Genomic DNA, 13,301 nt, shown 5'->3' with positions numbered 1-13,301 from the left:
CCGGAGGGGATAAGCACTGAAGGCATCTAAGTGCGAAGCCCACCCCAAGATAAGGTATCCCACCCTGAGAAGGGGGTAAGACACCTGGGAGACGACCAGGTAGATAGGCCGGGGGTGTAAGGGCTGTAAGGCCTTGAGCCGACCGGTACTAATCAGTCGAGGGCTTGACCAAGGATGACATACCCACTGTGTGATTTTGAGAGTGCAGTGAGAAGTGAATAGAGGGAAGAAGATTTCGGTGGCCATAGCGGAGGGGGAACACCGGTTCCCATTTCGAACACACAGGTTAAGCCCTCCAGCGCCGATGGTACTGGGGAGTATTCCCCGGGAGAGTAGGACGCTGCCGAAATCTTTTATTTTTGTTTTAAGAGCGGCCTCTTTAGTTGGGCCGCTTTTTATGTTTATCCTAGAGGTAGAAGAATCTCTACTGATTTAGTATAAATTCATGCTTGACATATCGTGAAAGCTAGTTTATAATTTAAATTGGGATTGATGAAAATGATTCTCAATAGTTATACCGGTGGCTGAGGCTGAATAAATTTATTAAAGATGAATAATTTTTTTTGCCCGCCAAATGAGAATGATTATCAAGGGGGAGAGGTTTCGTGAATTGTTGCAATCAGGGAAGCAAGAAAAGCCTACTCGGGAAGATATTAGGAAGAAGTCACGGTGACTCAAAAATATCTGAAAAGCAAATTTTCAAGAGGAAAATGGTGCTGGTGGGTACTCCCAATGTAGGTAAAAGCGTTATATTTAACAGGCTAACCGGAGCTTACGCTACAGTTTCTAATTATCCTGGAACCACCGTGGAGGTATTTAAGGGAACATGCCGCATAGGAGGAGAATTGTTCGAGGTGGTGGATACACCCGGCATGTACTCGCTTATGCCGATAACGGAAGAGGAAAGGGTAACCAGGACCCTGCTTTTGAACGAAAAACCGGACATCGTCCTTCACGTCGTCGACGCTAAAAATTTGGAGAGAATGCTTTCGATGACCCTGCAACTGAAAGAGGCGGGACTTCCGGTGATGCTTGTCGTCAATATGATGGACGAAGCGCAGCAGATTGGAAGAGAAATAGATATCGAAAAACTAGAAGCACTCATAGGGATTCCCGTTGTGGGGACATCGGCGGCGTTGAATAGAGGAATGGATTTGCTGAGAAAGAAGGTGGCGCAATATGTCAAAAAACGAGCTGCTTGAAAACTGCAACGCATTTAAATACGATGACCGTATAGAAAAGGCTATAAGGGAAATAGAAAAGAATTTAAAATCGAACTATAACATCTCCAAGCGCTCGGTTGCGCTTTTATTGCTCCAGGAAGACGAGGAAATAAAGGAAATCGTAAAATCCAGGGAAAGCAGTTTTCCTGAAATAAGCGAAATAATAAAAAGGACGAAAATGCTTTTTTCTGAGCCGCTGTATTACGTTATAACTGTCCAGAGGCAGAAAAAAGTGGATGAAATAGTGTCGAAAGTGGTAGTCACTAGACGCGATTCTAAAAAGCTCATTTCTAACTGGCTGGACAGGATAACGGTCCAGCCTCTGACGGGGATTCCCATACTTCTTTTGGTCCTGTATTTTGGACTTTATAAGTTCGTCGGCGAGTTCGGGGCTGGCACACTCGTGGACTTTATAGAGGGTAACATATTTGAAAACTATATAAATCCATGGGTGAATTCCCTTGTAACGGTATACATTTCTAACGAGGCAATTCGCGAACTTTTGGCTATGGAATACGGCATAATCACCCTTGGCTTGAGATACGCGTTGGCCATCATATTGCCTATTGTCGGAACATTTTTCCTGATGTTTTCAATAATTGAAGATTCGGGATATCTGCCGAGGCTGGCTTTGCTGGTAGATAGATTGTTTAAGTCCATCGGTTTGAACGGAAGGGCAGTAATTCCGATGACTCTGGGATTCGGCTGCGATACCATGGCCACACTGGTAAGCAGGACGCTGGAAACCCGCCGCGAGAGGGTAATAGCCACGTTGCTCCTGGCCTTGGCCATCCCGTGTTCCGCGCAGCTCGGAGTTATAATGGGCATGCTTTCGGGCAAGCCCGCAGCTTTAGCCGTATGGGCCTTATTTATAGCGATGGTTTTTGTGCTGGTGGGCTACCTTGCCGCCCAGGTCCTTCCCGGTGAAAAACCGGTATTCTACATGGAGATACCTCCTCTAAGGTGGCCAAGGATAGGAAACATCATCGAAAAGACCGTATCGCGCATGCAGTGGTATTTTCTCGAGATAGTGCCAGTCTTTATAATCGCAAGCGTTTTAATATGGATAGGCAGGATGACAGGAGTCTTCGACGCAATAATCCGGTGGTCGGAACCGCTAATGATGGCTCTTGGGTTGCCGCCTGAAACGGCAGAGGCCTTCCTTTTCGGATTCTTCAGGAGAGACTACGGTGCTGCTGGATTATACGATCTGCAAAAAAACGGCGTCCTGAACGGAGTTCAAATGACCGTGGCATCGGTCACCCTGACGCTCTTCGTGCCATGCATAGCGCAGTTTTCGGTGATGCTGAAAGAACGGGGGTTAAAGACTACTTTGGCAATCGTGGCTTTCATATTCCCCTTTGCATTTTTCGCGGGGTACATCCTCAACCTTATTCTGAAAGCAGCGGGGGTGGCCTGGTAAGTGAGGTGCGATTTTTGCGGTTATGAATTTAATGAAGAACAAGAAGGGACCAAGGGCTGCGTGGGATGTCCCATGGCCGGGCACTGCGGGAAGGTTAAATGCCCAAGGTGCGGTTACGAAATGGTAAAGCCCAGCGGTCTTTTCAGGTGGTTGAGGAAAAGGAGGCAAAATAATAATGAACGGTGAAAGAAATCTGACCGAGCTCAAAGTTGGTGACGATGCAACGATAGCCCGGATAGATTCCGCCGATGATAAAATCCTGAAAAAACTCATGGCTCTGGGAGTGCTTCCGGGAATGAAAGTGGTTCTTTTGCAGAAGTTTCCCTCTTACGTTATAAAGGTAGGGAACACCCGTATAGCGGCCGATGAGGCAATTGCAAGGAGCATCATTGTCGTAAAAAAATAGTGCCTTTGACGGCACTATTTTTTTTGCATCGATGTCTTTATTTTTTCAATGGCTCTGTAAAGTTCGTCCCTTTCGGGAGGCGTTATGGGAAATTTTTGCCCCGACTTTAATATATACCGGCCGTTTGAAGTGACACTGCCTATTATGGTGGCCGGGATGGATTTTTCCTTAAGGGCCTTCACCACTTCCTGGCCTTTACTGGTACATATTAACATCGAACCGCTTGATATGAGAGCTAGCGGGTCAATCTCGAAGACCTGGCAGATAGCCTGGGTTTCCGGGAGAATTGGGATTCTGTCGGCGTATATTTCAGCGCCTACCCCTGAAGCTTCGGTTATTTCCCAGATAGCTCCTAAAAGTCCCCCTTCGGTTATGTCGTGCATTGCGGAAACTCCTATGGCGCTGGCGGTAAGTCCATCTTCTATTACACTTATATTTTTTACCAGGCTTTGAGCTTTTTTAACAGTTTCTTCCGGGAGCTTTTCTCTCAGGAATTTTTCGAAGTCTAAAGCCAGAATGGCGGTGCCTTCAAGACCTATGTATTTAGTTACAATGATATCGTCGCCCGGTTTTGCGCCGGCTGATGTAACGAAACCGTCCTTCCTTGCCATTCCGATAGCCGTGGCGGAAATTACTGGCTTCGTTACAGCCGGAGTAACTTCCGTGTGGCCTCCTAAAACTTCTATTCCTATTTCTCTACATGCCCTGTCGATGCTCTCCATGATTTTAAGGAGCATACTTTCGCTGCTTCCTTCGGGGAGAAGCAGCGTTATAAGAATTCCTACGGGCTTTGCTCCGCATGCCGCTACGTCATTGCACGCGACGAAAACGGAAAAGTAACCTCCTTCCGTATCCGCGCCGGTTATGGGGTCGGAAGAGGCTACCGCAACGTAGTCTCCAAAATCAATGACACAGCAATCTTCACCGAAACCGGAGTGAACCAGTACTTCACTTCTTTTTTCTCCAAGGAAGGGATATACGGTTTTTTTAAGAATTTCCGGGGGTATTTTGCCGGTTTTCATATTGCACAACTCCTGCATATCATAATATCTTAATTGTCTTTGATAAGAAAGTTCTTCATCCTTTTGTAGAGGAGCAAAGCTATGATTGCTCCAACCGACACCTGGAAAAAGTCGCCCGCAAGTTCTACGGGCACAGCACCCGGACCGTAAAGCTTCCAGGCCGCCATGGCATAGCCCGCCATCATGAAAACCGCACCCATAACTACACCGGCAAACGGGTTGAACCTGCGTGCGAAATATCCGGCTATGAAACCTTCTGTCCCTTTTATAAAAAACGTAATGGGAGCCCACATTGGATAGCCTTTGAGTATATCGGATAAGGCCGAGCCTACGCTTCCGATTACGGCAGCAGGTATTGCGCCGTAAACTAATGCCACGAGATATATTACTGATTCTCCCAAATTGAAATACAGATTAAAAGTTGGGACGGGGAAGCTCACTACTACTGTTGCTACTACCAGCAATGCCATGAAAAGTCCCATAAATGCCAGCATTTTTATGGATTTGTTCATATGTACTCCTCCGCAAAAAATTGCTTCTATTATCTGTTATTATACTATAAAAAAGGATGAAACTGAAGTTTTACCCATTTAAATTGGCGAATATTAATATATGCGATTTAGACTACGATCTGAATTATCCTTTGATTTCTTTATCAAGTATTGACTTGGAGTTTACTCCAGCAAGTATACTCTAAATTGTAGATAAAAGCACAGGAGGGTTTACCTATGGTAAAGCGAAAACTTGGTAAATCTGGTCTTGAAGTTTCTGCAATTGGATTAGGATGTATGCGAATGAGTTTTGGCCAGAATCCTCTTCCCGACAGGAAGGAGATGATTGCGCTTATACGCAAGGCAGTAGAATTGGGTGTTACCTTTTTTGATACTACTGAGGTTTATGGACCATATACTAATGAAGAACTTGTAGGAGAAGCTTTAGAGCCGTTTAAAGGTGAGGTTGTGATTGCCACATAGTTTGGATATGACTTATATCCTGATGGAAGACCGGGCTGGAGAGGACTTAACAGCCGCCCCGAACACATCAAAAAAGCTGTAGAAGGATCTTTAAAGCGTCTTAAAGTAGAGGTAATTGATCTTTACTACCAACACCCTGTTGACCCGAATGTGCCCATTGAAGAGGTAGCTGGAGCAGTAAAAGACCTAATCCAGGAAGGGAAAGTAAGATACTTTGGATTGTCGGAGGCAAGTGCAGAAACTATTCGCCGAGCTCATGCTATTTGTCCAGTTGCCGCTGTTCAAAGTGAGTATTCTCTATGGTGGAGGAAGCCTGAGGAAGAAGTACTGCCAACATGTGAGGAATTGGGTATTGGTTTTGTTCCTTACAGTCCACTTGGGAAGGGATTTCTTACAGGAACTATATGAGAAAACTCAATTTGATTCAACAGATATACGTAGCAGTATTCCTCGTTTTCAACCTGAAGCAATACGGGCAAACCTTGCTCTTGTTGACTTTATAAAGGAAATTGCCCGCAGAAAGCAAGCAACTCCTGCACAAATAGCTTTAGCTTGGCTTTTAGCTCAAAAACCTTGGATTGTTCCAATTCCTGATACAACAAAACTTGAACGACTCAAAGAAAATATAGGTTCTGTATCTATAACATTTACTGAAGAAGAATTAAGAGAGATAAATGAAGCACTTTCAAAAATTTCTATCCAGGGTGGGCGATATCCGGAGGAGGCAGAAAGAATGACATATCGATAAATCCTTTAAAATCTCTAAGCAGTGTTGATATTCCCGAAAATTTCAAACTGTATAATGAAACCGTTGTGTTTGGAGATTGGGAAGGTGGGAGAGTAATATACAAATGGTTTGAGGGACTGAAAAAGGAGGCATTGCCCATGATGAAATTTGAGTTTTATAATCCAACCCGGCTTATCTTTGGAGCAGGTTCATTAGAACAGTTAGGTAAAGTAGTTAGTCAATATGGTAAAAAGGCCCTGCTTGTCACTGGTGGTGGAAGTGTAAAGAAAAGCGGAGCGTTTGATCGAGCAGTAGGAAGTCTCAAAGCAGCAAGTGTATCTGTAGTAGAGTTCTCTGGTGTTGAGCCAAACCCACGTCTGTCAACTGTGATGCGCGCTACAGAACTGGCAAAAAAAGAAGAATGTGATGTAGTTATAGGCATGGGTGGCGGTAGTGTCATGGATGCCTCAAAGGTTATTGCAGCTACAGTTTTTTATAAAGGTCATCCAAGAGATATGCTTATGCGTGCAGGAAAAGTACAAAGGCTTCCAGAGAAAGCTCTTCCAATTATAACAGTTCCAACGCTTGCAGCAACTGGCTCTGAAATGAACTGTGGTGCTGTAATAACAATTGATGATGAAGAAGAAAAACTAAAGACATTTATTAAAACTGAAGTTCTGTATCCAAAAGTAGCTGTTGTAGATCCTGAACTTACTATAACAGTTCCAAAAATACAAACTGCTTATGGTGTTTGTGACATAATAACGCATGTAACAGAAGGTTATTTTAATGGTATAGATGGAACTCCTATTCAAGATAGATTTGCTGAAGGGGTTATTATTACAGTCATGGAATGGGGACCTAAAGCAGTTAGCGATGGAAGTAATATAGAGGCACGTATTCAAGTGCAGTGGGCATCAATAGTTGCTCTAAATGGGTGGGTACAGGTTGGAACAAATTATTCAGCACCGGTACACATGATTGAGCACACACTTTCTGCACTATACGATGTTCCCCATGGAGCAGGGCTGGCAGTAGTAAACCCAGCATGGATGCGCTTTGCAGCAAGATTTCGCCCAGAACGATTTGCACAGTTTGCTCAGCGCATATTTGGCATTTCGGCAATGGGAAAAGATGATTTGAGCCTTGCTATGGAGGGTATTGATAGGTTTGAGGAGTTTTTACGTTCAATAGGTTGTCCTACACGCTTGTCTGAATTAGGAATTGGAGAAATTACTGAAGAAATGCTTTCCTACTGGGCTGATAAGACTTTGGAAGTTATTTGTGATGAAGAAGGGAAACTCCCTGGTCGTCCACCTCTTAGAAAAGAAGAAATTGTAGAAATACTACGTATGGCAATGTAATTAATTTAGTGAGGAGGTTTCAAATAATGGAAAAGGTCATTTTAAGTAACGGTGTTGAAATGCCTATATTGGGTTTTGGAGTTTTTCAGATTACGGATTTTGAACAATGTGAACAGGTTGTATATGAGGCAATCAAGGTGGGTTATCGCTTGTTTGATACTGCAGCTTCATATATGAATGAAGAGGCGGTTGGCAAGGCTGTGAAGAGAGCTATCGAAGAGGGAATAGTGAAAAGAGAAGAACTCTTCATCACCACAAAACTGTGGGTACAAGACGCAGGATACGATTCTGCAAAGAAAGCATTTGAAAAATCGCTAAAAAAGCTCCAGCTCGATTACATTGACCTTTATCTAATTCACCAACCCTTTGGAGATGTACATTGTGCTTGGCGTGCTATGGAGGAACTATACCGTGAAGGATTTATTAGAGCAATAGGTGTAAGTAACTTTCAACCAGATCGTTTGATGGATTTGATAGTTCATCATGAGGTAGTCCCCGCTATAAATCAAATTGAAATACATCCTTTCTACCAGAGGCATGAAGATATTGAATTCATGAAGAGGTACAACATACAACCTGAGGCTTGGGCTCCTTTTGCAGAAGGGAAAAATAATATCTTCCAAAATGAGGTACTCAAATCCATTGCAGAGAAATATAATAAAACCGTTGCACAGGTGATTCTCAGATGGCTAATTCAGAGAGGCATTGTCGCAATTCCAAAGACCATTCGAAAAGAGAGAATGTTAGAAAACATCAATGTGTTTGACTTCAAATTGAGTCAAGATGATATGGAGAAAATTACGATACTGGACAAAAAGAAAAGTGCATTCTTTTCACATAGAGACCCTGAAGTTGTCAAATGGATTTGTTCATTAAAAAGATAAGATATTACAGCTGAAAGGACTTTAAGATGTATATTTAAAGGGAGGGAAAAAATGAGAAAAATCATAACTACAGACCTGATTTTTCTCATAGGGTTATTGCTTGTTGCCTGTGACAATGTAGCAGAGTCTTCGAATGAGATGAGGACAGAAAATATAAAAATTCCACAAGTACTAAGAGAAATTCCAGACGAATATTTTAAAGTGTCAAAACAACCTGGAACATTGGTAGATTTGTATTACGATACCTATGAGTCTTTTTCTTACTTTAAAAAATCAAAACCTCTTAAAAGACATGCGATTGTATATCTTCCATATGGTTATAACGAAAATCAGAAATATGACGTATTTTATTTGATGCATGGTGGATGGGGAGATGAGACTTCGATGCTCGGAACCCCGAACAGTCCATCCCCACTTAAGAACGTTATTGATAATGCAATTGCTGCAGGCGAGATCAAACCGCTGATCATAGTATGTCCGACCTATAACAATACAAATGAAAACGGATTGGATTCCAGTAATTTTTCTTTAGCTATGCAGCTGACAAAAAATTACCATAACGAGTTATTAAATGATCTAATCCCCGCGATAGAAGGAACATACAGCACCTATGCTGCAAGTACATCTAAAAAAGATCTTATGGCATCACGTGATCACCGTGGATTTGGTGGGTTTTCAATGGGCGTAGTCGCAACCTGGCGGACATTTCAATATGGACTTGATTACTTTCGCTATTTCCTGCCGATAAGCTGTGGGACAACTCTTGATGATGAAGAGATCTTTTCTGCAGCTGACCGGCATAATCCTCACGATTATTTCGTTCTTGTGATGACAGGAACTAATGATTTTGCATATAGCTACGATAAAGCAAGAACAGATCTTATGAGAGCATCCCCTTATTTTATCGTCGTCGATGATAGAGCTGACGGTAATTTTGCGTTTCGCATCAAACAGGGCTATTCTCATGATATGAGGGCTGCAATGGAATATATCTATAATGGGTTAAAAGCATTCTGGGACGCTCAAGATAAAACAAAAGAGGAACAGCAGGAGGTTCGCTCGAACTTGGGGAAAGACCATCATTATAAAGTTTTCACTGCAAATACAAAAATCGAAGACGTAATTAAATATCCAGCTTTCAAAAATTTTGGTAGACTTCTTTTTCCAACTGATAAAAATTATTACAGTGGTGATACTCTTGGGGAACTCTCACTTATGTGGTATAACAACATCAATCCAAATAAAACAGTAGAAATTGTGAATTATCTGCAAGAACGGGCTGAATCGGGAGACACTATTTTCTATGATATTTATTCCGATGAAGAAAAATTACAGGATCCTGACAAAAAAAATACAGGATTATTCTTTTTCCGCGGCAAAAAAGGTGCAAAAACAGCGATTATCGTGGCAGGTGGAGGGTTTGTATATGTGGGTGCAATGCAAGATAGTTTTCCACATGCTCTTGAACTAAGTAAAAAAGGGTATAACGCATTTGCTTTAATTTATCGTCCTGGTGCACAGACTGCTTGTGAGGATCTTGCAAGGGCAATTGCTTTCCTACATGAGAATGCCGACAAACTCGGAATAGATATGGAAGACTATTCGCTGTGGGGAGGCTCTGCTGGAGCACGTGTGGCAGCATGGCTTGGAAGCTATGGTACAGAGAGCTTTGGTGAGAAGAGATATCCACGTCCTGCAGTTGTCATTATGCAGTATACTGGTTTGACGGAAGTGACGGGAAGGGAACCTCCAACATTTGCATGTGTGGGTACAAATGATTGGATTGCATCTTACAAAACAATGGAAGAAAGAATCAATAGGATTAAGAACTATGGAATTGATGCGGAAATAAAAATCTTTCCTGGACTCCCACATGGATTTGGACTTGGGGAAGGAACTATCGCAGAGGGATGGATAAATGATGCTATTAAGTTTTGGGAAAAACATATGAAAAAATAACATTGGCAAAAATCATAGGAGGGATAGAAAATGCCAAATTCGAAAATTCTCATCGCTTATTTTTCTCGTAAAGGGAATAATTATGTCAATGGTAGAATTATAAATCTGCCGATTGGAAATACAGAAATAGTAGCAAAGAAAATACATGAACTTACTGGTGGTGACATATTTGAAATAAAAACAGTAAAGCAATATCCGGAAGATTACTACGAAACAACAGAAGTAGCAAAGGAAGAAAAAAGGCAGAATGCCAGGCCAGAGCTTGCAAATAAGCTGGACGACATAAGTTCTTATGATGTAATTTTCCTCGGCTATCCCAATTGGTGGGGAACAATGCCGATGGCGGTGTTTACATTTTTAGAGTCTTACGATTTCGCGGGAAGGACCATTGCTCCGTTTTGCACCCATGAAGGCAGTGGAATGGGAAGCAGTGAGCACGACATCAAAAAACTTTGCCCGAATGCCAAGGTACTGCCCGGTATAGCCATTCGAGGTAGCAATGTTCACAGGGCAGACAAAGATATTGCAGACTGGCTTAAAAGACTTGATTTGATACCATAGACGAAAGGGGAAATAGAATTGGAAAAACGTAAATTAGGAAACAGCGGCCTTGAGGTTTCTGCTATTGGTTTAGGATGCATGGGAATGAGTTATGGTTATGGCCCGGCGGCAGACAAGAAAGAAATGATTAAGCTTATTCATGCGGCGATTGACCGTGGTGTTACTTTCTTTGACACTGCTGAAGTTTATGGACCATATGTGAATGAGGAGTTAGTAGGTGAAGCGCTTGCTCCATACAAGGGAAAGGTAGTCATCGCTACCAAATTCGGTATTAAAAGGTTTTCCTCATGCGATCGAATTGAGCAAAAGAGGGTTTTGCTCTTAATTAAGAATACTTGGTTTTGAGCTAACTCAAAGTATTAAATAATATTGAACATTGGAGGTGGAACTACATGACGATTGGGGAAGTAAGCAAAAAATTTGGTCTTTCACCGGATACACTCCGCTACTATGAGCGTATAGGACTGATCCCCAGGGTAAATCGCAACGAGAGCGGTATCCGGGATTATACTGAGGAAGACTGTAAGTGGATTGAATTCGTTAAATGTATGCGCAGCGCAGGTGTTCAAGTTGAAACGTTGGTCGAATACGTTACGCTACTCCAGCAAGGCGACGAAACCATAGAGGCTAGAAAACAAATCCTTATCGAGCAACGGGAGAAACTCCTCTCCCGTATTGAAGAGATGAAGAAGGCACTGGAAAGGTTAAATCTTAAAATTAAAGAATATGAAACTAAGCTTGTTCCAATAGAAAATAGGTTAAAAAGATAAAATATCTGAAATATAACTTAGACGTGTGGGTGATACGGAAGTTCGGCTTAAAAACTGTAAAAGTTGATTTTTCTGCAATGTTTGATATAATAATAATTAACAAAAGTGGACATCGTAAAAATGCGATGCAGGGGAAAGCCGTGCTACGGTCCCTTTCAGAGAGCCGGCGGCCGGTGCGAGCCGGCAGGGAAGTAGTCGGAGTTCCGCCCCGAAGCAGCGCCTTTGAAGGCCGACTCTGGCTGGTAGAAGGTGACGGCAAAGGCCGTTATAAAAATCGAGCGCCAACAAGGGTGGCACCGCGGGATAATCCTCTCGCCCCTAAGGGTAGAGGATTTTTTTATTTTCAACCATACGAAAAGGAGGTAGGAGAATGCTGGATATTAAATTGATACGCTCCAATCCCGAAGAAGTAAAAATAGCCCTAGAAAAAAGAGGGACTCAGACAAACCTCGAAGAATTTTTGAAACTCGACGAAGAAAGGAGAACTCTCCTGGTAGAGGTCGAGCAGCTCAAAAGCTTGCGCAACAGGGAATCCGAGGAGATAGCCCGCAGGAAAAAACAGGGCGAGCCGGCCGATGACCTCATAGAAAAGATGAGGGAAGTTTCGGGAAAGATAAAAGAGATGGATGACCGCGTTAAGGAAATAGAAGAAAAGCTCCAGCAGCTCCTCTTGATGATTCCGAACATTCCCGACGAGTCGGTGCCCGTGGGCGAAAGCGATGCGGACAACGTAGAGATAAGGCGCTGGGGTGAGCCCCGGAAGTTTGATTTCGAGCCCAAGCCCCACTGGGAATTGGGAGAGGCACTGGACATATTGGATTTTGAGCGGGCTGCGAAAATAACGGGTTCCAGGTTTGTGGTGTATAAAGGGGCAGGAGCGAGGCTGGAGAGGGCTTTAATCAACTTCATGCTGGACCTTCACATAGAAAAGCACGGTTATAGGGAAATATTTCCGCCCTTTATTGTAAATAGGGCCAGCATGACCGGGACCGGGCAGCTGCCGAAATTTGAGGAGGAAGCGTTTAAACTTTACAACAACACCGACTATTTCCTCATTCCTACTGCGGAGGTGCCGGTAACCAATCTTCACATGAACGAAATACTGGAGAAAGACGACCTTCCCATATACTACGTAGCTTACAGCGGATGTTTCAGAGCTGAAGCCGGGTCCGCCGGCAGGGATACGCGGGGAATTATAAGGCAGCACCAGTTCAACAAAGTGGAACTGGTGAAATTCACAGAACCAGATAAGTCCATGGAAGAGCTAGAAAAATTGACGAAAGATGCGGAAGAAGTGCTGCAGCTTTTGGGATTGCCTTACAGGGTAGTGGCTTTATGCACCGGAGATTTGGGCTTCGCATCGGCAAAGACGTACGATATTGAAGTCTGGATGCCGAGCTACAACCGTTACGTGGAAATTTCATCGTGCAGCAACTTCAAAGATTACCAGGCCCGGAGAGCCAACATCCGATACAGGCCCGAAAAGGGAGCAAAACCCCAGTACGTCCATACCCTCAACGGTTCGGGACTCGCGGTGGGCAGGACGACCGCGGCTATACTTGAAAACTTCCAGCAGCCCGACGGCTCGGTAGTAATACCCGAGGTGCTGAGGCCTTACATGGGCGGAATGGAGGTTATAACTGCAAAATGAAAATGCGCCGGAAGGCGCATTTTTTCTTGACTTTTGCTGCTCATCAATATAAAATAAAATCAATAAATTAAAAATTAATACCTCATCTCGTCAAGGGGTGCGGTAGAGGCGCGGTGTATCAAGAGTAACCCGTGGAGGCGGCGGCCGGTGAAGCGGGCGAAAGGGGTCACCGCCGAAGTCCTGCAGCTGGCGGGCTGCTGGGCTGGGACTGCATCGAACAGATGCAGTACTGTCACCTGAAGCTGCCCGGGCTTCAGGTGGAGCGCTATCACACGCCGGGGGAAGGGAGGGTAGTGTTATTTGACCCCTAACGGCTGTGGTAGTACTGCAGCCGTTT

General features: G+C 43.6%; 12 protein-coding genes, 2 rRNA genes, 3 pseudogenes, 1 riboswitch and 1 other annotated feature. Of the genes and pseudogenes, 15 read left to right on the top strand and 2 right to left on the bottom strand.

The genetic code is table 11. The features are described from left to right. The 6 genes from AN618_RS08385 to AN618_RS08360 all read left to right on the top strand — a co-directional run. A 23S ribosomal RNA gene (locus tag AN618_RS08385) occupies positions 1 to 172 on the top strand; the annotation flags it as partial. A 62-nt stretch (positions 173 to 234) separates the two neighbouring features. Further along, positions 235 to 349, top strand: a 5S ribosomal RNA gene (gene rrf / locus AN618_RS08380). A 256-nt stretch (positions 350 to 605) separates the two neighbouring features. Continuing rightward, complete coding sequence (locus AN618_RS08375) at positions 606 to 1,202, top strand: FeoB small GTPase domain-containing protein (protein WP_066353856.1); 597 nt, start codon at positions 606 to 608, stop codon at positions 1,200 to 1,202. Continuing rightward, positions 1,180 to 2,646: a ferrous iron transporter B gene (locus AN618_RS08370; protein WP_066353855.1), complete on the top strand. Its 1,467-nt coding sequence runs from the start codon at positions 1,180 to 1,182 to the stop codon at positions 2,644 to 2,646. Before AN618_RS08375 ends, AN618_RS08370 begins: the two co-directional genes overlap by 23 nt. Further along, positions 2,647 to 2,832, top strand: a complete 186-nt coding sequence (locus AN618_RS08365) for a hypothetical protein (RefSeq protein WP_066353854.1) — start codon at positions 2,647 to 2,649, stop codon at positions 2,830 to 2,832. Continuing rightward, positions 2,822 to 3,052 carry a FeoA family protein gene (locus AN618_RS08360; protein ID WP_066353853.1) on the top strand — a complete coding sequence of 77 codons (231 nt, stop codon included), beginning with the start codon at positions 2,822 to 2,824 and terminating at the stop codon, positions 3,050 to 3,052. Before AN618_RS08365 ends, AN618_RS08360 begins: the two co-directional genes overlap by 11 nt. Before the next feature lie 14 nt (positions 3,053 to 3,066). Here AN618_RS08360 and AN618_RS08355 read toward each other — a convergent pair whose 3' ends face one another. Further along, positions 3,067 to 4,074 carry an AIR synthase family protein gene (locus AN618_RS08355; protein WP_066353851.1) on the bottom strand — a complete coding sequence of 336 codons (1,008 nt, stop codon included), beginning with the start codon at positions 4,072 to 4,074 and terminating at the stop codon, positions 3,067 to 3,069. A 29-nt stretch (positions 4,075 to 4,103) separates the two neighbouring features. Continuing rightward, positions 4,104 to 4,586 (bottom strand): ECF transporter S component, encoded by a 483-nt coding sequence (locus AN618_RS08350; protein WP_066353849.1) that lies wholly within the window; start codon positions 4,584 to 4,586, stop codon positions 4,104 to 4,106. Positions 4,587 to 4,802: 216 nt separating this feature from the next. Here AN618_RS08350 and AN618_RS14020 point away from each other — a divergent pair. The 9 genes and pseudogenes from AN618_RS14020 to serS all read left to right on the top strand — a co-directional run bounded on the left by AN618_RS14020 (position 4,803) and on the right by serS (position 12,964). Beyond that, a pseudogene (locus AN618_RS14020) lies at positions 4,803 to 5,796 on the top strand (aldo/keto reductase). 137 nt (positions 5,797 to 5,933) lie between these two features. Next, a complete protein-coding gene (locus AN618_RS08340) occupies positions 5,934 to 7,139 on the top strand; it encodes an iron-containing alcohol dehydrogenase (protein WP_066353847.1) in 1,206 nt (401 codons plus the stop codon). Between the two features lie 26 nt (positions 7,140 to 7,165). Further along, on the top strand, positions 7,166 to 8,023 hold the full coding sequence (locus AN618_RS08335; RefSeq protein ID WP_066353846.1) for an aldo/keto reductase: 858 nt from the start codon (positions 7,166 to 7,168) through the stop codon (positions 8,021 to 8,023). A 51-nt stretch (positions 8,024 to 8,074) separates the two neighbouring features. After that, positions 8,075 to 8,647, top strand: a pseudogene (locus AN618_RS14015) (alpha/beta hydrolase); the annotation flags it as partial. Positions 8,648 to 9,004: 357 nt separating this feature from the next. Further along, the gene (locus AN618_RS14010; RefSeq protein WP_425402673.1) at positions 9,005 to 9,982 is read left to right on the top strand and encodes an alpha/beta hydrolase; all 978 of its coding nucleotides are present in this window, start codon (positions 9,005 to 9,007) and stop codon (positions 9,980 to 9,982) included. Between the two features lie 30 nt (positions 9,983 to 10,012). After that, positions 10,013 to 10,543 carry a flavodoxin gene (locus tag AN618_RS08325; RefSeq protein ID WP_066353845.1) on the top strand — a complete coding sequence of 177 codons (531 nt, stop codon included), beginning with the start codon at positions 10,013 to 10,015 and terminating at the stop codon, positions 10,541 to 10,543. A gap of 18 nt (positions 10,544 to 10,561) precedes the next feature. After that, positions 10,562 to 10,819, top strand: a pseudogene (locus tag AN618_RS08320) (aldo/keto reductase); the annotation flags it as partial. A gap of 116 nt (positions 10,820 to 10,935) precedes the next feature. Then, positions 10,936 to 11,313, top strand: coding sequence for a MerR family transcriptional regulator (locus AN618_RS08315; protein WP_066353842.1), 378 nt, complete (start codon positions 10,936 to 10,938; stop codon positions 11,311 to 11,313). Positions 11,314 to 11,429: 116 nt separating this feature from the next. Next, positions 11,430 to 11,636, top strand: a binding site (T-box leader). A gap of 47 nt (positions 11,637 to 11,683) precedes the next feature. Further along, the gene (gene serS, locus AN618_RS08305) at positions 11,684 to 12,964 is read left to right on the top strand and encodes a serine--tRNA ligase (protein WP_066353839.1); all 1,281 of its coding nucleotides are present in this window, start codon (positions 11,684 to 11,686) and stop codon (positions 12,962 to 12,964) included. Between the two features lie 95 nt (positions 12,965 to 13,059). Further along, positions 13,060 to 13,240: riboswitch (Lysine riboswitch) on the top strand. Positions 13,241 to 13,301: the final 61 nt, after the last annotated feature.

Origin of the sequence: Fervidicola ferrireducens (assembly GCF_001562425.1) — a bacterium.
GTDB lineage: Bacteria > Bacillota > Thermosediminibacteria > Thermosediminibacterales > Thermosediminibacteraceae > Fervidicola > Fervidicola ferrireducens.
The sequence above is the reverse complement of the archived record's forward strand: the minus strand, read 5'-3'. Positions and strand labels throughout refer to the sequence as shown.

Bases quoted from the DNA above. Each gene is read 5' to 3' on its own strand.
- AN618_RS08315 (WP_066353842.1), top strand. From the start codon at position 10,936: ATGACGATTGGGGAAGTAAGCAAAAAATTTGGTCTTTCACCGGATACA.
- AN618_RS08335 (WP_066353846.1), top strand. From the start codon at position 7,166: ATGGAAAAGGTCATTTTAAGTAACGGTGTTGAAATGCCTATATTGGGT.
- AN618_RS08355 (WP_066353851.1), bottom strand. From the start codon at position 4,074: ATGAAAACCGGCAAAATACCCCCGGAAATTCTTAAAAAAACCGTATAT.
- serS (WP_066353839.1), top strand. From the start codon at position 11,684: ATGCTGGATATTAAATTGATACGCTCCAATCCCGAAGAAGTAAAAATA.
- AN618_RS08360 (WP_066353853.1), top strand. From the start codon at position 2,822: ATGAACGGTGAAAGAAATCTGACCGAGCTCAAAGTTGGTGACGATGCA.
- AN618_RS08350 (WP_066353849.1), bottom strand. From the start codon at position 4,586: ATGAACAAATCCATAAAAATGCTGGCATTTATGGGACTTTTCATGGCA.
- AN618_RS08340 (WP_066353847.1), top strand. From the start codon at position 5,934: ATGATGAAATTTGAGTTTTATAATCCAACCCGGCTTATCTTTGGAGCA.
- AN618_RS14010 (WP_425402673.1), top strand. From the start codon at position 9,005: ATGGAATATATCTATAATGGGTTAAAAGCATTCTGGGACGCTCAAGAT.
- AN618_RS08370 (WP_066353855.1), top strand. From the start codon at position 1,180: ATGTCAAAAAACGAGCTGCTTGAAAACTGCAACGCATTTAAATACGAT.
- AN618_RS08325 (WP_066353845.1), top strand. From the start codon at position 10,013: ATGCCAAATTCGAAAATTCTCATCGCTTATTTTTCTCGTAAAGGGAAT.